Genomic DNA, 19,607 nt, shown 5'->3' with positions numbered 1-19,607 from the left:
CTATCGCTTGCAATTAGATCGCATGCGATATATCATTCGGCCCATGCCTGCCAAGCACCCCTCCACCCAAGCCGCCGACGCCCCCCCAGGCGACTCGCTGGCGCTGGACGAGCAGCTCTGCTTCGCGCTCTATTCGACGATGCTGAGCCTCAACAAGGTGTACCGCGGCCTGCTGCGCGACCTGGACCTGACGTACCTGCAATACCTTGTCATGCTCGTGCTGTGGGAGCAGGACGGCGTCAACGTATCCGAGATCTGCGCACGGCTCGCGCTCGAAACGACCACCCTCACGCCCCTCCTCAAGCGACTCGAAGCGCGCGGCCTCATCCAGCGCGTGCGGTCGGCAACGGACGAACGGCAGGTGATCGTGTCGCTCACCGCCGAAGGCCGTGCACTTCGCGGCAAGGCCAAGGCGCTTCCGTCATGCCTCGCCGCGGCCATGGAGCTGCCGCCCAAGGACATCGTCAAGCTGCGTACGCAGTTGAAAACGCTGCGTTCCAACCTCGACAGGAACGCGTGATGGCACGCCGCATCCGCCTTCCTGCTTTTCTTTCTCATTTATATCGCACGCGATATTAATACGAACGATAGTTTTAACCTGCATTAACCACGACGTCAAAAAAGGAACGCACCATGTCCACGAACAGCAAGAATTTCACCGCCACCCCGACCCGCCGCAGCCTGCTGGCCGGCGGCGTTTCCGTTGCAGCCGGGGCCCTCGTGGCGACCGGCTTCTCCAAAGCGGCATCCGCCGCTTCAACCGCCGCGCCGAAAGCCGGTGCGGTTCCTGCATCTTCAAAAGGAAAGCAAGTCATGAGCAACACCATCGTCACCAAAGACGGCACCCAGCTCTACTTCAAGGACTGGGGCCCCAGCACCGGCCAACCCGTCGTGTTCAGCCACGGCTGGCCGCTCAATTCCGACAGCTGGGAATCGCAGATGCTGTTCCTTGCCTCGCAGGGCTATCGCGCCGTGGCGCACGACCGCCGCGGCCACGGCCGCTCCAGCCAGCCCTGGAACGGCAACGACATGAACACCTACGCCGACGACCTGGCCACGGTGATCGAAACGCTGGACCTGAAGAACGCCATCCTGGTGGGCTTCTCGACCGGCGGCGGCGAGGTGGCGCGCTACATCGGCCGCCACGGCACCAAGCGCGTGGCCAAGGCCGCGCTGATCTCGGCCGTGCCGCCGCAAATGCTGAAGACCGCCGCCAACCCCGGTGGCCTGCCAATGGAGGTGTTCGACGGCCTGCGCGCGGCGCAGCTGGCCAACCGTTCGCAGTTCTACAAGGACTTGCCCACGGGTCCGTTCTTCGGCTTCAACCGCCCGGGCGCCAAGGTCTCGCAAGGGCTGATCGACGCGTGGTGGGCGCAGGGCATGATGGCCGGCCACAAGAACACCTATGACTCGATCAAGGCGTTCTCGGAAACCGACTTCACCGAAGACCTGAAGAAGTTCGACGTGCCGACGCTCATCGTCCACGGCGACGACGACCAGATCGTGCCGATCGGCGCCTCGGGCCTGGCCTCGGCCAAGCTGGTGAAGAACAACAAGCTCATCGTCTATCCGGGCGCCCCGCACGGCCTGACCGACACGCACAAGGACAAGTTCAACGCCGACCTGCTGGCGTTCATCAAGTCCTGAGCGTTCCGCTCTTGCCCCCTCTCCCTCTGGGAGAGGGGTTGGGATGAGGGCATCGGCCTCAATGAAACGGCCGCGCCTTCTCACAGGCACATGCCCTCACCCCTGCCCTCTCCCAGAGGGAGAGGGAGTCAAACCGGGAGAAAGTCAAACCCTCAAGGCTCTTCTTCGTACCACCGGTCCTTCGAAAGCATCACCCGGTGGTGCCCACACCCTGCCGGCATCATCGGAAAGCAGTTCTCCTGCGCTGCAACCTGCACGTCGAGGAAGAACGGCCCCTCGCTGGCAAGGCATTCGGCAAGCGCCGCCTCCAGCTCAGCCGGATCACAAACGCGCCGCGCACCCCAGCCGAAGGCCTTGGCCAGCGCCACGAAATCGGGCAGCGCCTCGTTCCAGCTGTGGCTCAGCCGGTTGCCGTGGTTGAGCTCCTGCCACTGGCGCACCATGCCCATGTAGCCGTTGTTGCACAGCACCAGCTTCACCGGCGTGCGGTGCTGCACGGCCGTCGAGAGCTCCTGGATGTTCATGAGCACCGAGGCGTCGCCGCTCACGCACACCGTGAGCGCGCCGGGGTGCGCAACCTGCGCGCCAATGGCGGCCGGCAATCCGTAGCCCATGGTGCCGGCACCGCCCGAAGTGAGCCAGCGCCGCGGCCGATCGAAGCGCAGGTATTGCGCGGCCCACATCTGGTGCTGGCCCACGTCGGTCGACACGATGGCGTCGCGCCCGGCAATGGCGCGCTGCAGCGACGACATCAGCTGCTGCGGCAGGATGGCATCAGCGCGCGGCGTGAAGCCGAGGCAATCTTCCGCGCGCCAGCGTTCGATGCGCTGCCACCAGGGCGCAAGCCGTTCGGGCGCCAACGCATCCGCGGGCAGCAGCGCGAGCAAGCCTTGGACGATGGCGCCGCAGTCGCCGACCATCGGCACGTCGACCTTCACCACCTTGTTGATGCTGCCCGGATCGATGTCGATGTGGATCTTGCGCGCATGCGGGCAGAACTCGTCGAGCTTGCCGGTCACGCGGTCGTCGAAGCGCGCGCCGACGCACACCACCAGGTCGGCCTCGTGCATGGCCAGGTTGGCTTCGAGCATGCCGTGCATGCCCAGCATGCCGATGAACTTCGGGTCCGACGCAGGAAAGGCGCCGAGCCCCATCAGCGTGAGCGTGCACGGCGCATGCAGGCGGTGCACCAGCTGCGCGAAGGCCTCGCACGCGGCCGGCCCCGAGTTGATCAGCCCGCCGCCACCGTAGAGCACCGGCCGGCGCGCCGTCGATATCAGATCGGCCGCGCGCTGCAGCATGGCCCGCGGCGGCAGCGCGGCCCTGCCCGTGCGCAGCGCGCGCAGCGGCTTGGCCGCGGCACCATGGCCCAGGCGCATGAGCTGGACATCCTTGGGCACGTCGAGCAGCACCGGCCCCGGCCGCCCCGAGGCGGCAATCTCCAGCGCGCGGCGCACCAGCTGCGGCATGTCGTCGGCCGCGCGCACCTGCTGGTTCCACTTGGTCACCGGGCGAGACATGCCGAGCGCGTCGCTCTCCTGGAAGGCCTGTGTGCCGATCACCCCGGTCGCGACCTGCCCGCTGATGCACAAGAGCGGCACCGAATCGCTGATCGCGTCGAGCAGCCCGCTGATGGTGTTGCCCACGCCCGGCCCCGACGTGACGAGCACCACGCCCACGCGCCCCGTGGTGCGCGCATAGCCTTCGGCGGCATGCACCGCGGCCTGCTCGTGCCGGACCAGCACATGGCGCAGCCGCGGCTCGCCGTGGAGCGCGTCATAAAGCGGCAGCGCGGCACCGCCCGGGTAGCCAAAAAGAGTGTCGACGCCGCATTCGACCAGCGTGTCGAGCAGGGCCTCGGCCCCGTTGCGGGGACGGGCCGCAGCCGCGGCGACTCCCGGCTGGGGGGATGGGGAAGAAGCGGGAAGGAGGGGAGGAAGGTCGAGCAGTCGCATGCCGTCGATTCTTCCGGTTTTGATGCAGAATTTGCTTCTTTCTTTTGGCTCTCTCGGCCTATTTCATGAAAACTCTTCGAAAAATTCCAGCAAATGAAGAAGGATCTTTCGACAAGATCGACATGGCGATCCTGCGGGTGCTGCTGCTCGACTCGCGCAAGACCCTGCAGGAGATCGGCAACGAGGTCGGCCTGTCGCCCACCAGTTGCTGGACGCGCATCAAGAAGCTCGAAGCCCAGGGCGTGATCAAGCGCTACACCATCGACGTCGATCCGGCCAAGCTCGGCTATCACGATTCGGTCATCGTGCAGGTCACGCTCGAAAGCCACACCGACGAAACGCTGTACGACTTCGGCCGCGTGCTTGCGACCATTCCGGAGATCCAGGAGGCGTATCTCGTGTCGGGCGACTACGACTACTACATCCGCATCGCGGTGCGCGACACGCGCGACTACGAGCGGCTGCTGCGCGAAAAGCTCTACAAGATTCCGGGCATCCGCCACAGCAAGTCGCACTTCGTGCTGCGCGTGCTGAAGGAGACCAGCGCGCCCGTCATTTGACGGGGCCATGCCGCCGCATCCGTCAGCGCACGAGCCAGCCGTTGATCTCGTCGATGACTTCGACCTTGGCGCCGCCCGAGAGCGCCTGCAAGCGTACCCGCGACATCAGGTAGACGAAGCGGGCCTGGGCCAGGTCACGCTGGGCCGACACCTTCTGCTGCTCCGCGTTCAGCACGTCGGGCAAGGTGCGGCTGCCAGCCTCGAACGAGCGGCTGTTCGAGATGACCACCTGCTCCGCGGAACGCACCGCCTGTTCGAGGGCCCGAACCCGCAAGACGCCTTCCGTCACGCCGCGGAACTCACGATGCAGCCGCACACCCAGGTCGCGGCGCATGGCCTCGAGGGCCTCTTCCGCCCGATGCTGGCCCGCGATTGCCTGCCTCACGGTCGAACTCACATGGCCGCCCGAATAGAGAGGAATGTTGAGCTGCAAGCCGATGGACTTGTTGTTGTAGCGGGTCTTGATGTTGTTGATCGTGTCGCTGTCGTTGCGCGACCACTGGGCGACCGCGTCCAAGGTCGGGTAGTGGCCGGCTTGCGCCTTCTCCAGCTCATGCTTGGCTGCTTCCACCTGCGCGACCAGCGACTGAAGCTCGGGGCTGTTCGTCTCGGCCCGTTCGACCCAGTCTTCCAGCCGATCGGGCGCCGGCCGCACGAGCTGCATCCTGGACGAGTCGAGCGGCGCCAATCGGTCGATCGGGCGATTGACCAGGCCTTGGAGTTGCCTGCGTGTGAAGTCCTGGTTCTGGCGCGCCTCGAGTTCCTGCGCTACGTTGAGGTCCAGGGCCGCACGCGCTTCGTCGATGTCGGTGCGGGTGCCAAAACCGGCGCCGAGTCGCTTCTGCGCGGCATCGAACTGGGTCGTATAGGCCGTCTTCTGGGCGAGCACCAGCGTGAGGTGTTCCTCGGCCAGCAGTGCCTCGAAGTACGCGCCGCTCACCCGAACTCCAAGACTCTGCAATTCGCGTTCGAGATTCGCTTCGGCATCTTCGACCTGCGCCTTCGCCTGGCGGTAGTCGGCCATCTGGTACATGCGGAAGATGGGTTGCCGCAAGGTCAGCGCCTCGGTGCTGCTGGTGTAGCGCAGGTTGGCCGTGACGAGCTGCCCGGAGGCATCCGGCGAAGTTCTCTCCAGCCAGTTTCGATAGCGCGAGACGCTCGCCGACAGGTTGGGAAGCAGTTGCGCGCGGGCCTGCGGCAGGCGTTCGCGCCGGGCATCGGTGGCCGCCCGCACCGCGCGGATGGTCGAGTCTTGCTCCAGCGCTTCCGCATAGGCCTGCGACAGATCGAGCGACCAGGCCTGCCCCGAGAGAAGGCCGGCAGCAGCGAATGCCAACAGGGTTTTCTTCTTCACGCTCATTCTTCCGTCATCGAGGCTGCGATGCGCTTGGTGAGCGGATGCAAGAGGTAGACGAGCAGCGAGCGCTCCCCTGTCTTGAAGACCACTTCGACCGGCATGCCCGGCTGCAGCGAACGCTTGCCGAGCTTCTGAAGGCCCTCCTGCGTCACGGCGACCCGCGCAAGGTAGTAGCTGGTGTTGGTCTGCGGGTCGGTCAGCAAGTCGCCGGAGACCGAAACCAGCTTGCCCTGCACCACGAGCTGCGGAGAGTGGGCAAAGCTCGAGAAGCGCACGTCCACCGGTATGCCGGCGCGGATGCGGTCGATCAGATGAGGCGGCACTCGGGTCTCGAGCAGCAAGGGCTCGTTGACAGGAACCACGTCCATCAGTTTTTGCCCCGGCGCAATCACGCCGCCAACGGTTTGCGCCACCAGCGCCACCACCTGGCCCGAAGCGGGCGAGCGGATCTCGGTTCGGCCCAGTTCATCGCGCAAGGCGACGAACTTCTCGTAGTCGCCAAGCACTTCGCGGCTGACTTCGGCCTGCTGGGTTTCCACCTCCTTGTGGTACTCCTGCTGCCTGGCAATGGCACGCTGGCGAAGCTCCGAGACCGTTCGCCGGGCCCGGCCCATGTTGCCGATGAGCTCGGCAATGAAGGTATTCGATTCCGCAACCTGGCGTTCCATCTCCAGCTGGCGATTGCGCGGGGCATACCCTTCGGCGACCATCTTGCGCGTCTGCGCCAGTTCTTCGTTGAGAAGAGAAAGCTGGGTTCGGCGGCTGCCCAACATGCTTGCGTACGCTTGAGACAACTCTTGCTGACCCTGGATGTTCTCTTCGATTGATTGCAGGTCGGCCCGCAACGCGGCGCGGCGCGACCTGAGCAGTTGTTCCTGGTTGAACATCTGTTGCCGGATCAGCGGGTCCGCGGCGGCCGCCTGCAAGTCGGGATGGAACTCGATGGCGTTCTGTCCCCCCTGTTCCGCCAGCAAGCGCCCCTGTATGGCGCGAAAGCCCAGATAGCGCTGCCGCACGGTTTCGAAGCTCGCCCTGGCCGCGGCGTCGTCGAGCTTGAACAGCAACTGCCCCTCCTGGACCTGATCGCCCTCGCCGACCCGCACCTCCTTGAGGATGCCGCCAATCTGATGCTGGACCGCCTTGCGCTTGGTGTCGATGGCCACCTGCCCCTGGCTCGGCACGCCCTCGTCCAGCGGAGCGAACGCAGCCCACAGCAGAAACCCGCCGAATCCGGCAGCCAGCGCCCACGCGCCGATGCGGCCTGCGCGGCCGAACTCGCTTCTGAGGCCATTTGCATCATCCTGCGACGTGTCGTCGTCGACGACCGGCGAGGGGTTTGAAGTAGTGACGTCCCTGAGAAGATTCGGTTTGGCCATTTGAAGCTCCCGGAGATGGATCGATGACAGGACGGGCGTCGGGTCAAGCCGACTGCACCAGGGCCGCCGTTCGCACGGCAGCAGGCTGCGGGCGACGGAAAGACGCGAGCACGGCATCGCGTGGACCGTCCGCGGTCAATTCGCCATCGCTCAAGACCATGAGGCGGTCGGCCACGGCAACCACGCCTTGGCGGTGCGTTATGAGGAACACCGTTTTTCCCTTGGCCTTCAGTTCCCGTATGGCGCGCACCAGCGCGGCCTCGCCGGCATCGTCCAGGTTGGCATTCGGCTCATCCAGGACAATGAGCGAAGGGTCGCCATAGATCGCACGCGCCAGTCCGATGCGCTGCCTTTGCCCGCCGGAAAGCAGGTTGCCTGCGTCCCCGATGAGGGTGTCGTAGCCTTTCGGAAAACGCAGGATCGTCTCGTGCATGCCGGCACTGCTGGCGGCCTCGATGACCTTGCGCGAGTCGATCTCGCCGAGCCGCGCAATGTTCTCGGCTATGGAGCCGCCGAACAACTCCACGTCCTGCGGCAGATAGCCGATATGCGGCCCCAGCTCCGGACGATTCCAGCCTCCGATCGGCACCCCGTCGAGCAGCACCGCGCCAGAAGACGGGCTCCAGATGCCCACCATGACCTTCGCCAGCGTCGACTTGCCCGAGCCCGAGGGGCCCAGCACCGCGACCACGGTTCCTGCGGGAACCGCAAACGAAATATTCTTCAGGATGGGCGCCGGGCGCCCCGCGGCCCCTGCAAAGACGCCTTGCAAGCCGATGGTGCCGGTGGGCCCGTCCCGGGAAGGGACATGGTCCTGCTCCGGAAATTCGTCCAACAGTCTTTCAAGACGCTGGAATGCACTGCGGCAGGAGACAAAGCCGCGCCACGTGCCGACCAGCTGGTCGATGGGCGCCAGGGCACGGACCATGAGCACGTTCGCCGCAATCATGGCGCCTGGCGACAACTGGCCATCGATCACCAGCAGCGCACCTGCCCCCAATGCGAGCGACTGTTGGCTGTAGCGTATGAACTTGCTCCAGCCGGCCACGCGATTGATGAAGCCCTGCGCCAAGGCGCCCTTCTCCATGGAGGCCGCATGCTGGCGATTCCAGCGCTTTTGCAGGTTGGCGATCATGCCCATCGATTCGAGCACCTCCACGTTCCGAAGCTTGCCCTGGAGGTCGCCGATCGTCTCGCCCGTGGCTTTCAGGGCCTCTTCCGCCGGCGCGGCGGTCTGCCGCTGGCCGAACCACGCCAGTGCGGCCTGGACCAGCGCGAACCCCAGCGCCACGATTCCGAGCCAGGGGTGAAGAAAGAAGATCACCGCGATGTAGATCGGCGTCCAAGGCGCATCGAAGAGCGCAAAGACGCCTGGACCGGTGAGGAACTGGCGGATGTGATTGAGGTCTGCGAACGGCCTGGACTTGTTGGACGACGGCTGGCCGAGATAGGCCTGGAAGCTCCCGTTGAACACCCGGGTGCTCAGTTGCCGGTCGAAGCGCAGGCTGGCCCGCACCAAGAGGCGCGAGCGCAGCCATTCCGACAAGGCCAGCGCCACGAACAGGAGCAGCGTGATCAGGGACACCGCGAGCAGCGTCAGTTCGCTTTGGCTGGACAGCACGCGGTCGAATATCTGCAGCATGTACAGCGTCGGCGCGAGCATGAGCACATTGGCCAGGAAGCTCAGCGAGCCGACCAGCAGGAACTCCCTTCGGAACCCCCAAAGGGCGCGCGCCAGTTCGCTGCGGTTGAAGAACGAGGGTTTGTTCATGGCTGTGGGCTCGCCTCTGGCGTGACGCTCGCGGCGTTCTCGGCATTGCGCCGTATCGACACAGGCTGGTTGGCGGCCTTGCGTATCCGGTCCACCGCCTGCTCGCCGGCTTGCCGCAGCGCGGCCAGAACTTCGTCGCGTGGGCCGAACCCCTGCATCGCGCCATCGCACAGCACCAGCATCTTGTCGGCCACGGCCAGCACGCTGGTGCGGTGTGTCATGACGACGAACGTGGTGCCGCGCGCCTTGAGTTTCAAAATGGCGGCCGTCAATGCGGCATCACCGGCCTCGTCCAGGCTCGAATTCGGTTCATCGAGCACCACCAGCGCGGGCTCGCCATAGATCGCGCGCGCCAATGCGACCCGCTGCCGCTGCCCGCCCGACAGCACCGTGCCTTCGGTCCCGATCGGGGTGTCGTAGCCCAGCGGAAGGCTGGTGATGTAGGCATGCAGGTCGACGGCCAGCGCGGCCTCCTTGACCTTCGAAGGCCGCACCTCAGCGAAGCGTGCAATGTTTTCGGCGATGGTGCCTTCGAGCAATTCCACTTCCTGCGGCAGATAACCGATGTGCGGGCCGAGCTCGGCCTTGTCCCACCCGAACACGTCCGCGCCGTCCAGCCGCACCTTGCCGCTTGCCGCCGGCCAAAGTCCGACGATCAGGCGCGCCAGGGTCGTCTTGCCCGCGGCAGAGGGCCCCACCACGGCAAGCACCTCGCCGGGCGACAGGCTGAAGGCCACGTTCTTCAGGATGGCCGAACCACTGCCCGGAGCGGCTGCCACAAGGTTTTCGACCTGCAGCGCGCCCTTGGGCGGCGGCAGAGCCATCGTGTCCGGCGGCGGCGCAATGGCGCTCAGCAGGCCGCCCAGGCGCTGCCATGCATCGCACGCATTCACCACCGTGCGCCACTGCGTCACGATCTGCACCAGCGGCACCAAGGCCCGGCCGCCGAGGATGGAGCCGACCACCATCATTCCGGCGTCGCCGTTGAGCTGGTTCTTCAGCAGCAGCCAGGCACCCAGGCCCAGCAACAGGGAACCCATGGTGACCTGCAAGAACTTGCCGAGCGCCTGGTAGGTCCCGGCGTGGTCCGAGGCCACGGCCTCGCGCTGCAGAAAATCGCGCCGCTTGCCCATCCAGCGGCGATGCACGTCCCGCAGCATGCCCATCGACTCGATGACCTGCGAGTTTCGGAGCGCGGCGTCCGCATACTGCTGCGCCTCGATCGCGCATCGATTGGCCGACACCAGCGGCGGCCGCGTGTTCCGGTCGTTGAGCCAGCCGACGAACACCTGCAGCAGCGAGCCCACCACGGCCGACCAGCCCAGCACGGGGCTGATGGCGAACATGAGCCCCATGAAGACCAGCGCAACCGGCGCTTCCATCAGCGCCAGCAACGGTGGTGAATACAGGAACTCGCGCAAGGTGCGAAGGTCGTTGAGCGGTTGCACGGTCCCGCCCGGCAAGCGCTTGAGGCCGGCTTCGAAGATGGCGACGAAGACGCGGTTCCGCAGCTTCTGGTCGAGCTTCTGCCCGGCCCGGTACATCACCTCGGTGCGGGCCCAGTCGAGCACTTCCATCAGGCAGAAAGCGGCCAGCACCAGCAGTGTCAGCATGGCCAGCGTGAGCGTGCTGCGGCTGTTCACGACCCGCCCATACACCTCCAGCATGTACGCGCTCGGAGCCAGCAGCAGAAGACCCGAGCACACACTGAACCACGCCGCCCGCACGAAGTAGGCGTTGAGGGCTGTCACCGCCTGCCGCAATTCGCCTGACTTTTCCTGAGGTTTCATGCCACCTCGCAGATTTGGAATTCAGTACGCCTTGGCACAGGCCAAAGCGGCAAGGGGCAGCATTCCTGCCGCCCCCTTGTCAAGAGCTCGTTACGCGATAGGCTCCGTCTGGTTGGTTGTGCCGATCAGGTTGGCCACGCCATCGATCTCCAGGTGGACATCGAAGTCGAAGTTCGCAAAGTCGGCATCGCCGTCGATCAGCTGGCCTGCAAAGTTCAGGTCCACGTCCGAGTTGATGGTCGCCGATGTGATCACGTCGATCTTGATGATCTTGAATACATCGTTGTCCTCCGTATCGGCATAGTTATTTCCAGTCGCCGTCAGGTTCACCGCGTTGTGGGTGCTCAGGCTGATGCCCGTGCCGGTGAGGTCTTCGGTGCTGCTCAGGACCTGTACGCCCGAGATCTGGAAGTTGGCGCTGTCGTAGTCGTCCTCTCCGATGCTGACGATCTTCATGCCGCCTCCGGCCGATTGATAGTCCGTCGCGGAGTTGGCGATCAACAGCCGGGTCGTGGTGGCATTGGTCGACGTATTGACCAACTTCAGCAGGACAGCCACGTCTTCGCCGTCCGTGATCTGATCGATCGTGATGTTGATCGCGTCGGCGTAGGCCCTGTCCGTACCGACGACCGTTGCGTCGGGCCGCGGCGGCGGGCTTGTCACACTGGGGTTGTTCACCGGATTCGACCTGAAGAAGTCGAAGTTCAGCAACTCGCCGTTCTGGACGGTGTCGGAGTTCACGCCAAGGGTGTTGGTCGCGACATTGACAAAACCGGCACTCACGCTGTTGAAGGTTTCCCCCGCCGTGAACGCATGATCGCTGCCCGACACCAGGTCGCTGGAATCGCTTGGAGGCGTGGCGGCCCTGGCGGACAGCACGCCGAAGAAGTCGCTGCTGTACTGCTGGACCACGATCTCCGGCGAGTTGTTGCCTTCCGTGTCGTAGTTGAAGGAGGCCAGCGGCGAACTCGTGGAGAACGTCGATTGTCCACTGAAGACCTGGTCCAGATCAAAGGTGAAGGTACCGTCCGTCTTGTTGAAGATGACCGTGCCTGTTGCCGCCTGCGTCGTGGTCGAGGTTGGCCCGGGGAAGTAGTTGAAGCTGAAGTTGTAGGTGACCGTGGTGGCATCTTCCGCAAAGTGCGCGACGGCCGCATCGGTGATGGGCCGGCCGCCGCCGGTCGTTCCGGTCAGGCTGTTCAGCACGATGCCGTCGGTCGACGCGTTGCCCACGTCATCGGCGCCGACGGCGAAGTTATAAGTTCCCGCAATGGACTGGGCGTCATTCGCGCCGGTGAGGTCCGAGATGGCAGTCACCGTCGGGCCGTGATCGTCGAACTTGATGTTGGCGCCGATGTTGAGCACCTCGGTATCGGTCGCGGTGTCGCCATCCCCATCGGTGAGCGTCACTGTATTGGTGAGGGTGATCAAGGTGTCGAGCATCGTGGCCTGCTGGGCCGCGTAGTTGGACCCCACGCCCGGCAGCGCGTGATCGATTTCGGCAAACTGCTGCAGCGTCACTGAGCCGCTTGCGCTCACGGCCAGGTCGAAGATGGTGTTGCCCGCCGTGATGGCGCCCACGGTGGCCGCCGTCGATCCGATGACATTCCCGCCCACCAGGTACAACCTGATGACCGCGCCATCGCTCGTGAGCCCTGAAGCTTCGCCCGGCGTGGACAGGCCGAGTGCGAAGGTCGAAGCGGTGGAGCCCGCTCCATCGGCGCCGTGGCTGCTGGAGGTCGCGCCGAAGGCGGTCGAGAAGTCCTGCGTGGCGGAATCGACTCCGGCGGAGTCGGCATCCTGCGTAGTGAGCAGCGCCGAGTCGGTAGGTGTTGCCAGCACGATGGACGGGCCGTCGTCGTCGAACCTGATGTTGGCGCCGATGTTGAGCACCTCGGAGTCGCTCGCGGTATCGCCATCCTGGTCGGTGAGCGTCACCGTATCGGACAGCGTGACCAGGTCGTCGGCCATCGAGGCCTCCTGGGCCGCGTAGTTCGACGAAGCCCCCGGCAGCGCGTGGTCGATTTCGGCAAACTGCTGCAGCGTCACGGAGCCGCTTGCGCTCACGGCCAGGTCGAAAATGGTGTTGCCCGCAAGAATGCCGGCTTCCGTGTTGGACGTCGAACCGATGACCTTGCCGCTCACCAAATACAGGTAGATGGTCGCGGTATCGCTCTTGAGGCCTGAGTCGCCACCCTGCGTTTTCACACCGAGAGCGAAGACCGAGCCGGTGGAGCCCGCCCCATCGGCGCCGTAGCTGCTCGAACTCGTGGTGAAGGCGGTCGCGAAGTTCGTGGTGGCGGAGTCGGTGGCTTCGCCGATGGTGTCGGCGTCCTGCGTGTTGACCACCGCGGTGTCGGTGGGCGTCGCCAGCACGACGGACGGGCCGTCGTCCTCGAAGTTCATCATCGAGCCGACCTCTGACGTTGCGGCGGAAACCTGCAGCAGCCGGAAGCCCCCGACGTCGAAGTCGGCGTGGGTGTTGCCCGAGGCATTGAGGGCCGCCCCGTTTTCAACGAGTACGCGGTTGTGGTCCGCTGACGTCGTGTATTCGATCGAGTAGTCGGCCTTGACGCCGGTGATCAGCGCGACGCCACCGGTGATGCTGATGGCGATGGTCGGACTCACTCCGCCCTCGCTGCCGTTCGAGAAGGTTTCGAGAACCGCGTTGGTGACGGAGTCGAGCACGCGCACGCTCGTGATCGGAACCGTCGCGTCGCCCGCATAGCCGTCGACGAAGCTGTTGCCAGACTCAACCGCCGTGCTGTATGCGGTGACCCTGACCTGGGCACTCTTTCCGCTTTGCAACTGCACAACGTCGAAATCGGCAGTCCTCGCCCCGAACATGCCGGTGAAGTCGATGTTCGACTCCAGATGGGCCTCGCCCGGTTCCAGTTCCGGAATGGTGACGTCCGCCCTGGCGCCGGTCACGAACGTGAAGCGGATGCCCTCCTGCTCTGTGATCATCTGGTTGTTGGTACCGAACGTGGTCGGCCCGCCGGCCTTGCTGGAGTTGATCGTGTCGCCGGTGCCAATGTTGATGTCATCGTCGGTGATGTCGGGATTGGCCCCGGACTGATTTGCCGGGTCCTTTCCCGTCGCGATGATCGACACGTCGGTAATCCGGCCGTCAGCGTCGATCGTCGGATTGGTCTTCGTGAACATCAGGAACAGGTTCTGGCCAGATGGCGCGTCTGCGAGATTGAACTCCGCATCCTGGCTGACACTGACGTAGACCTTCTCAGTCAGGTCGACTGCATCGTCGGGGTTGGTCGCATCGGGGTTCGATATCGCTTCATACTGGACCATCCAGATCTTTGCGCCCGTCACCGGGGTTCCTGTCTCCTCCAGATAGGCCGCGAACACGACGACACCGGCGCCGGTCTTCCCCAAGACGACGTTGTTGTTGGTCGTGTCGGTGTAAAGGAAGATGTCGTCGCCATCCGCGGTATTGAGGCCGCTGTCCAAGCCATTGAGCGGAGCGCCGGCCGCGTCCGTGAATGACATACCGGTGAAAGCGCCGGTCCCGCTGAACGTGAATGCGTTGGCGCCGGTGCCACTCCCCGTATAGCCACTCAAGGCGGCTTTGGTTGGGGCTGGCGCACCCGCGGCAGTCAGGCGGGTGGTGAAGGTGGCCGGCAGCGAAGTTACGAGGATGTCATTGTCGTTACCGTCTTCCGCAGGTGCGGGGGTAGCGACAGCGTTCTGCAAACCGTCGGATTCGTCCAGAGTGACGGTCGAGCCAGGTGTAAAAGTGAACGCAGGCATAAACGCTCCTCGAGTTGGTTAAAAAAACGCCGACGGAGAACAGCGCAACTCCGAACGAGCTGCGTTCGCTGGCAATTGACCAGGTTCACTTATCAGCAAAGGGGAGACGATGCTGAACCGCGGCCCCGCGCACTGTCCATAGGTCGAAAGTTGTCACCCAAAGGATGACGCGCCGCGCCCGCTGATTCACGCCTTTGAGTCGCAACACATCTCGATACCTTGCAGGGGCCACGAATCGATACGAACGATTGTGTAACCTTTATCATTACTTTCTCGGTGCACTCAACAAGCGCCCGGGGGGAAACATGAAACAGGTCCCACGCTCGTTTGCGGGGCTGGAATCTGCGTGGAACGCAGATCGGCAGCCGTCAATGCAAGGCTCTCACCCGCCGTCGCCATTCGCGCTCCCGGCGTTGCGCGCGTCGAGCTGTTTTCAACCCGACTTGCTCGAGATCCCGCCTCCTGAGCGCCACCCGGCATTCGAAACCGGTGTTTCGGTCCTGATCGCAACCTGTCCAAGCCGCTCATCGACGCTGTGCGGACTGAGCCTGTTGGCCTCGAGGCACCGGGCCGAGCGGACGTACCGGGTCGAGCACACGGAAATGAGCAGCACCTCCGACCTGGAAGTCCGCTGCCGGCAGCAGGTGCCTCGTTTGATGGTGGTGGACATCGCGCTGCTTTCGCAGGAAGGCGTCGGCAAACTGGACGATCTGCGCCGCCACTTTCCCACCATCGACTGGCTCCTCGGCTGGGAGCAGCCCTCGACACAGGGGCTGGAGGCGGCCATCCGGATCCAGGCGCACGGCTGTGTGGAGTGGGGAGCGAGCGCAGAGCAATTCGCACGATCGCTGGATGCCGTGCTGGCAGGCACCCTGGCTTTTCCGGGCCCGGTATTGCAGGCGCTGTATCTGTCCTTGCTGCGGCTGGCGGTGGCCGGCGGGCGTCCGGGGTCCGGTGCGGCACTGCCTGCAGTCGGCCTCACTGCGCGGGAGGACGAGGTGCTGTCGCTGATGAACCGGGATATGTCGAACAAGCAGATTGCCGAGCAGCTCGGCATCAGCGTCAACACGGTCAAGAAGCACCTCGCGCATGTGTTCGCCAAGCAGGGGCAGCACAGCCGGCGCTGGCATCTCGCCCGACCGGGGTTCTCAGGACCGCTTCCCGAAAGACTCGTCCCGCATCTTGAGCCGGCCTTCTCGCCGCGCCCGGTTGAGAAACTCGAGCTGGTGGCCGAGTCCGATGTCCCGCGCGATGCGGGCTACTTCAAGAAGGTGATCGGCGGCCGGTTTCCCCGGATTTCCTATCACCTTGGCGGGGCGGCGGACGACAACGGCCCGCCGCAAGCAACAGTGCCGGAGATCGTCTCGCGCCTTGCCTGCCACGCCGCGTGGCCCAATGTCTTCTCGACGGTGCCGCTGTTGAAGAGCGTCTTCGACGCTCGGGGCAAGTAGCCGTCCGGATCGCCGACGGTTCCGTAGGCGACGACTACACGCTTGCGGCAATCCGCTCCCGCAGCCAACGGTGCGCCGAGTCGCGGTGCCGCCGCTCGTGCCACAGCATCGCCATTTCATAGCCCGGCACTTCGAGCGGCGCCTCCACCACGCGCAGCCCGGGCGCGCCGCGCGCCAGCCGCTCGGGCAGCATCGCGACCATGTCGGTGCCGGCCAGCACCGACATCATGAAAAGAAAATGCGGCACCGACAGCGCCACGCGCCGCGCCAGGCCCTTCTCGGCCAACGCGTCGTCGGTCGGCCCGACGAACCCGCCACCGCCGGGCGACACCACCACATGCTCCAGCGCGCAGAACTGCGCGAGCGTGGGCCGGCGCTTAAGGCGTGGATGGCCGGCCCGCCCGGCCAGCACGTAGCGCTCATGGAACAGCACGCGCCGGTGCAGCCCGGGCGGCGCGCCCACGCTGGTATGAAAGAAAAGATCGATCTCGCCCTGCTCTAGCTGCCGCGCCATGCGCGAGGGCACCGCCTCCACCACGGCGAGCCGGGTGTTCGGCGCGGCCGCGCGCAGCCCGGCGAGCGCGGGCAGCAGGATCGCCGACTCGGCATAGTCGGCCGCCGCCACGCGCCAGGTGGTGGTCGCCTCTGCCGGGTCGAAAGATCTCGTGGGCGCCACCGCGCGGCCCAATGACTCCAGCGCTTCGCGCAGCGGCTCGCGCAGCTCTTCGGCGCGCGCGGTGGGGAGCATGCCGCGCTGCGCAGGCACCAGCAGCGGATCGTTGAACACCTCGCGCAGCTTGGCGAGCTGCACGCTGACCGAAGGCTGCGACAGATTCAGGCGCTGCGCCGCGCGCGTCACGCTGCGCTCGGCCAGGAGCACGTCGAGCGTGAGCAGCAGGTTGAGATCGAGCCGCATGAAATTGTCCATGGCTATTCCTGGAATTCTGAATATTCATTTCCAATATAGCCTCACGGCGCCTAACCTGCGTGCTTCTTCATCCGACGAACCATGCCGCCATGAAAATCCTTCTTGTTCATGCCCACCCCGAAGCCCGCTCGCTCAACGGATCGTTGAAGCAGTTCATGGTCGAACGCCTCGTGCAGTCGGGGCACGAAGTGCGCGTGTCCGACCTCTACGCCATGCAATGGAAGGCGACACTGGCCGCCGACGACTTTGCGCACCTCGAGCCCGGTGCTCACTTCGATCCCGTCGCGGATTCGCTGCGCGCCTTCGAGTCCGGCACCCAGCGCGAAGAAGTCGCCGCCGAGCAGGCCAAGCTGCTGTGGGCCGACACTGTGATCTTCCAGTTTCCGCTCTGGTGGTACACGATGCCGGCCATCCTCAAGGGCTGGGTCGACCGTGTCTACGCCTATGGCTTTGGCTACGGCGTGGGCGAGCATTCCGACAGGCACTGGGGCGACCGCTTCGGCCAGGGCGTGATGGCCGGCAAGCGCGCCATGCTGGTGGTCACGACCGGCGGCTGGGCCTCGCACTACGGGGCCCGCGGCATCAACGGGCCGATGGACGACCTGCTGTTTCCCATTCACCACGGCATCCTCTACTACCCGGGCTTCGAGGTGCTGCCGCCTTTCGTCGTGTACCGCACCGACAAGGTCGATGCCGCCGCTTACGGGCGCATCACCGACGACCTGGGCCGCCGGCTCGACACGCTGTGGACCACCGACCCGATCCCGTTCCGGCCGCAGAACTTCGGCGACTACGAGATTCCCGCCCTCACCTTGCGCGACGACATTGCACCGGGTGAGGAAGGCTTTGCGGTGCACACCACCGCATCGGACAAGAACACGCGCTAAGGCAGCACCGGATTCGCCACTGCTTTCGCGATGGCCGCATCGGCATCCACCTGCAGCAGAAAGCGCCTGGAGACCAGGTCGTTGGCGGCGGCGGTCACGGCCGCGACGTAGCCAGCCTGGTTGGTGTAGCGCTCCTCGAGCGAGAGCCGTGGATCGCCGCTGCCCGAACGATCGGCCGCCGTCTTCGCAAAAGGAAAGTACGAGCCGAAGAGGCCCGCCAGGTCGATGGTGCCCGGCTTGCTGGTGTAGTTCCAACCGGTGTTGGTGCCTACGGGCACCGCCACGTCCAGGCTGCGGATGCCCGCGACGTCGTTGCCGTCGGCGTCCACCTGCGGCACGAGAACGGCGTAGTCGCGGCCAAGGTAGGCCGGTGGCACTTGCGTGGCAATGCCGGTCTCGTCCTGCGGCCGGTAGTTCGGACCCCAGCCGAGCAATGAATAGGTGTTGACCAGGCCCGTATAGGCGGCGCCCGGAATGGCCGGAAACTTGAGCTGCTGCGGCCGCACCAGCGTGGCATCGGCCAGCTTGGGCACCTGGTTGTCGGGCGGCGTGGTGCCCTTGACGACCCACTCCTCGAGGTTCTGGTAGAGCGCGCGCACCACCGGCACCACGCCCGCGTTCGCGTTAGTGGCGTAGAGCGCCCCGGCGCTCGCGCCCGGCAGCGAAGGAAGGCCCAGCAGATGGTGCGTGCTCGCGTAGTAGTAGATGCGCGCGTTGCCGGGCTGCACGAGGTCGGCCGTGCCCCAGGCGTCCGTCAAGAGCGGCGAACCCTGCAGCACGAAGAACTCCGTGCCGCTGAAGCCGATGAAGAGCTTGGGGCAGGTGCCGCTCGCCTCGCAGCGCGACAGGATGCCGCCGCGGCGCTGGGCCACGTCGTCCACGTAGTCCTTCGACAGCCCGCGCGTACCGGCCTGGCCGAAGGCCGTGTGGTCGGTGCGTACGCCCCCGCCACCGCCGGGAATCGCAAAGCGCATGTTGATGTTGGTCTGCCGCGCCGCAATCTGCGCGAACACGCCGTCGAACACCTTGCGGCCCGCGCGGTCCTCGTTGAAGCCGAGATGGACGAAGGTCTTCATGAAGTTGCCGCACTGCGACACGCCGGAAGCAATGGTGTTCTTGATGGCGGCGGCCACCGGGTTGGCGGTGCCTGCGGCGTCGCTCGCGTCATGATGGAAAAAGGCGATCATGTCGCGCACGGCCGCGAGCCCCAGGCCCATGACCTTCGGGTCCTTCGCGACATAGACCAGCTCGTACATGTAGGCCGGGTCCCATTTGTCCCTGAGGCACACGCTCGTCTCGTCGGGTGTGCCGGGGAACGGCGCGGCGGCGCTGCACTTGGCAAACTTCCAGTCGCTCGCGGGAATGAGCTGGCGCGCATCGGTTTCGTTGATGCGCCGCGTGAGCACGTAGCCGGGCTGCGTGTTGTCCAGGCTCGCGGTTGCATAGGCCTGCATCGCAGAGTTGTACGGCCCGCCCGGCAGCGGCAGCGAATCGTTGGTGGCCGCCGTGGGCAGCAGCTCGGCGCGGTAGGTGCCGGTGATGGTGCTGCCGTCCGCGTTCCTGGCCACGGGCACCTGGAGCGTGAGCTTGCCGGCCGCGGCCGGCACGTCGCCCTGCCACGCAGCCGTGAGAAAGACGTAGCCGCGCGACGCAAAGTACGGATCGAGATTGACGATGTTGCCGCGGTTGGGTGCGTCGTAGCGCAGCACGCCGTTGGCCTTGCCCATGTCCTTGGGCTTGAAGAGCACGAAGTCGGCGCTGTATTCCACCTTGCCGTTGGCGTTGCGCGGCGCGAGCGACAAGTCCTGGATGACGGCGTTGTGCGCATCTTTGGGGTCGACCTCGCCCGTGAAGGTGCCGGTGATCTTCTCGTAGGCTCCCACGCTGCCGAAGGTGCCGGCAACGTCCTCGGTCCTGGAGATGGCGAGCTTGAACTTCGGCGCTTCGGAGGCGGCGGGGGGTGGCGTCGTCGCGGCCGGCGGCGGCAGCACGAAGCCACCGCCTCCGCCGCCGCTTCCACCGCAAGCGCTCAGAAAAAGGGCGGCCGAAGCCACCGTGGCAGCCAACAGGCTCCAGCGTTTCATGGTTTGTCTCCGTCGTTGAGGTATTTGTGCGGT

Annotated in this window: 14 protein-coding genes; 5 read left to right on the top strand and 9 right to left on the bottom strand. The window is 65.3% G+C overall.

Annotation, left to right across the window (positions count from 1 at the left end; translation table 11 throughout):
* Positions 1 to 43: 43 nt before the first annotated feature.
* On the top strand, positions 44 to 520 hold the full coding sequence (locus ACJ7Z0_RS26015; protein WP_434792143.1) for a MarR family winged helix-turn-helix transcriptional regulator: 477 nt from the start codon (positions 44 to 46) through the stop codon (positions 518 to 520).
* Positions 521 to 593: 73 nt separating this feature from the next.
* Here ACJ7Z0_RS26015 and ACJ7Z0_RS26010 read toward each other — a convergent pair whose 3' ends face one another.
* Positions 594 to 815 carry a hypothetical protein gene (locus ACJ7Z0_RS26010; RefSeq protein WP_434792142.1) on the bottom strand — a complete coding sequence of 74 codons (222 nt, stop codon included), beginning with the start codon at positions 813 to 815 and terminating at the stop codon, positions 594 to 596.
* Here ACJ7Z0_RS26010 and ACJ7Z0_RS26005 point away from each other — a divergent pair.
* On the top strand, positions 814 to 1,647 hold the full coding sequence (locus ACJ7Z0_RS26005) for an alpha/beta fold hydrolase (protein ID WP_434792141.1): 834 nt from the start codon (positions 814 to 816) through the stop codon (positions 1,645 to 1,647). The two genes, ACJ7Z0_RS26010 and ACJ7Z0_RS26005, sit on opposite strands and share 2 nt — an antisense overlap.
* Before the next feature lie 152 nt (positions 1,648 to 1,799).
* On the opposite strand, the gene ilvB is transcribed toward ACJ7Z0_RS26005, so the two are convergent.
* Positions 1,800 to 3,602: a biosynthetic-type acetolactate synthase large subunit gene (gene ilvB, locus ACJ7Z0_RS26000; protein ID WP_434792140.1), complete on the bottom strand. Its 1,803-nt coding sequence runs from the start codon at positions 3,600 to 3,602 to the stop codon at positions 1,800 to 1,802.
* Positions 3,603 to 3,724: 122 nt separating this feature from the next.
* On the opposite strand from ilvB, the gene ACJ7Z0_RS25995 reads away from it, so the two are divergent.
* Entirely contained in the window at positions 3,725 to 4,162 is a 438-nt protein-coding gene (locus ACJ7Z0_RS25995) for an Lrp/AsnC family transcriptional regulator (RefSeq protein WP_431122480.1), read from the top strand.
* Positions 4,163 to 4,184: 22 nt separating this feature from the next.
* Here ACJ7Z0_RS25995 and ACJ7Z0_RS25990 read toward each other — a convergent pair whose 3' ends face one another.
* The 5 genes from ACJ7Z0_RS25990 to ACJ7Z0_RS25970 form a co-directional block, all read right to left on the bottom strand.
* Positions 4,185 to 5,522, bottom strand: coding sequence for a TolC family outer membrane protein (locus ACJ7Z0_RS25990; RefSeq protein WP_434792139.1), 1,338 nt, complete (start codon positions 5,520 to 5,522; stop codon positions 4,185 to 4,187).
* Entirely contained in the window at positions 5,519 to 6,895 is a 1,377-nt protein-coding gene (locus ACJ7Z0_RS25985) for an HlyD family type I secretion periplasmic adaptor subunit (RefSeq protein ID WP_434792731.1), read from the bottom strand. The genes ACJ7Z0_RS25990 and ACJ7Z0_RS25985 overlap by 4 nt, the downstream gene beginning before the upstream one ends.
* A gap of 43 nt (positions 6,896 to 6,938) precedes the next feature.
* Positions 6,939 to 8,666, bottom strand: a complete 1,728-nt coding sequence (locus tag ACJ7Z0_RS25980) for a type I secretion system permease/ATPase (protein WP_434792138.1) — start codon at positions 8,664 to 8,666, stop codon at positions 6,939 to 6,941.
* Complete coding sequence (locus tag ACJ7Z0_RS25975) at positions 8,663 to 10,456, bottom strand: type I secretion system permease/ATPase (RefSeq protein WP_434792137.1); 1,794 nt, start codon at positions 10,454 to 10,456, stop codon at positions 8,663 to 8,665. Before ACJ7Z0_RS25975 ends, ACJ7Z0_RS25980 begins: the two co-directional genes overlap by 4 nt.
* Positions 10,457 to 10,546: 90 nt before the next feature.
* A complete protein-coding gene (locus ACJ7Z0_RS25970) occupies positions 10,547 to 14,224 on the bottom strand; it encodes a DUF5801 repeats-in-toxin domain-containing protein (RefSeq protein ID WP_434792136.1) in 3,678 nt (1,225 codons plus the stop codon).
* Positions 14,225 to 14,826: 602 nt separating this feature from the next.
* On the opposite strand from ACJ7Z0_RS25970, the gene ACJ7Z0_RS25965 reads away from it, so the two are divergent.
* Positions 14,827 to 15,675, top strand: coding sequence for a helix-turn-helix transcriptional regulator (locus ACJ7Z0_RS25965; RefSeq protein WP_434792135.1), 849 nt, complete (start codon positions 14,827 to 14,829; stop codon positions 15,673 to 15,675).
* A gap of 34 nt (positions 15,676 to 15,709) precedes the next feature.
* Here the strand turns inward: ACJ7Z0_RS25965 and ACJ7Z0_RS25960 are convergent, their stop codons facing one another.
* Positions 15,710 to 16,603: a LysR family transcriptional regulator gene (locus tag ACJ7Z0_RS25960; protein ID WP_434792134.1), complete on the bottom strand. Its 894-nt coding sequence runs from the start codon at positions 16,601 to 16,603 to the stop codon at positions 15,710 to 15,712.
* Positions 16,604 to 16,692: 89 nt separating this feature from the next.
* Here ACJ7Z0_RS25960 and ACJ7Z0_RS25955 point away from each other — a divergent pair, with 89 nt between their 5' ends.
* Positions 16,693 to 17,490: an NAD(P)H-dependent oxidoreductase gene (locus ACJ7Z0_RS25955; protein ID WP_434792133.1), complete on the top strand. Its 798-nt coding sequence runs from the start codon at positions 16,693 to 16,695 to the stop codon at positions 17,488 to 17,490.
* Here the strand turns inward: ACJ7Z0_RS25955 and ACJ7Z0_RS25950 are convergent.
* Complete coding sequence (locus ACJ7Z0_RS25950) at positions 17,487 to 19,574, bottom strand: alpha/beta hydrolase domain-containing protein (protein WP_434792132.1); 2,088 nt, start codon at positions 19,572 to 19,574, stop codon at positions 17,487 to 17,489. The two genes, ACJ7Z0_RS25955 and ACJ7Z0_RS25950, sit on opposite strands and share 4 nt — an antisense overlap.
* Positions 19,575 to 19,607 lie beyond the last annotated feature (33 nt).

Origin of the sequence: Variovorax palleresanus (genome assembly GCF_051144945.1) — a bacterium.
Taxonomy (GTDB): domain Bacteria; phylum Pseudomonadota; class Gammaproteobacteria; order Burkholderiales; family Burkholderiaceae_C; genus Variovorax; species Variovorax paradoxus_S.
Note: the sequence above shows the minus strand (reverse complement) of the source record. Positions and strands in the feature narration are given on the sequence as shown.

Excerpts from the sequence above, each read along its gene's own strand:
- ACJ7Z0_RS25985 (WP_434792731.1), bottom strand. The coding sequence starts at position 6,895 with ATGGCCAAACCGAATCTTCTCAGGGACGTCACTACTTCAAACCCCTCG.
- ACJ7Z0_RS25960 (WP_434792134.1), bottom strand. The coding sequence starts at position 16,603 with ATGGACAATTTCATGCGGCTCGATCTCAACCTGCTGCTCACGCTCGAC.
- ACJ7Z0_RS25990 (WP_434792139.1), bottom strand. The coding sequence starts at position 5,522 with ATGAGCGTGAAGAAGAAAACCCTGTTGGCATTCGCTGCTGCCGGCCTT.
- ilvB (WP_434792140.1), bottom strand. The coding sequence starts at position 3,602 with ATGCGACTGCTCGACCTTCCTCCCCTCCTTCCCGCTTCTTCCCCATCC.
- ACJ7Z0_RS25950 (WP_434792132.1), bottom strand. The coding sequence starts at position 19,574 with ATGAAACGCTGGAGCCTGTTGGCTGCCACGGTGGCTTCGGCCGCCCTT.
- ACJ7Z0_RS25995 (WP_431122480.1), top strand. The coding sequence starts at position 3,725 with ATGGCGATCCTGCGGGTGCTGCTGCTCGACTCGCGCAAGACCCTGCAG.
- ACJ7Z0_RS25955 (WP_434792133.1), top strand. The coding sequence starts at position 16,693 with ATGAAAATCCTTCTTGTTCATGCCCACCCCGAAGCCCGCTCGCTCAAC.
- ACJ7Z0_RS25970 (WP_434792136.1), bottom strand. The coding sequence starts at position 14,224 with ATGCCTGCGTTCACTTTTACACCTGGCTCGACCGTCACTCTGGACGAA.
- ACJ7Z0_RS26005 (WP_434792141.1), top strand. The coding sequence starts at position 814 with ATGAGCAACACCATCGTCACCAAAGACGGCACCCAGCTCTACTTCAAG.
- ACJ7Z0_RS25965 (WP_434792135.1), top strand. The coding sequence starts at position 14,827 with ATGAGCAGCACCTCCGACCTGGAAGTCCGCTGCCGGCAGCAGGTGCCT.
- ACJ7Z0_RS25980 (WP_434792138.1), bottom strand. The coding sequence starts at position 8,666 with ATGAACAAACCCTCGTTCTTCAACCGCAGCGAACTGGCGCGCGCCCTT.
- ACJ7Z0_RS26015 (WP_434792143.1), top strand. The coding sequence starts at position 44 with ATGCCTGCCAAGCACCCCTCCACCCAAGCCGCCGACGCCCCCCCAGGC.
- ACJ7Z0_RS25975 (WP_434792137.1), bottom strand. The coding sequence starts at position 10,456 with ATGAAACCTCAGGAAAAGTCAGGCGAATTGCGGCAGGCGGTGACAGCC.
- ACJ7Z0_RS26010 (WP_434792142.1), bottom strand. The coding sequence starts at position 815 with ATGACTTGCTTTCCTTTTGAAGATGCAGGAACCGCACCGGCTTTCGGC.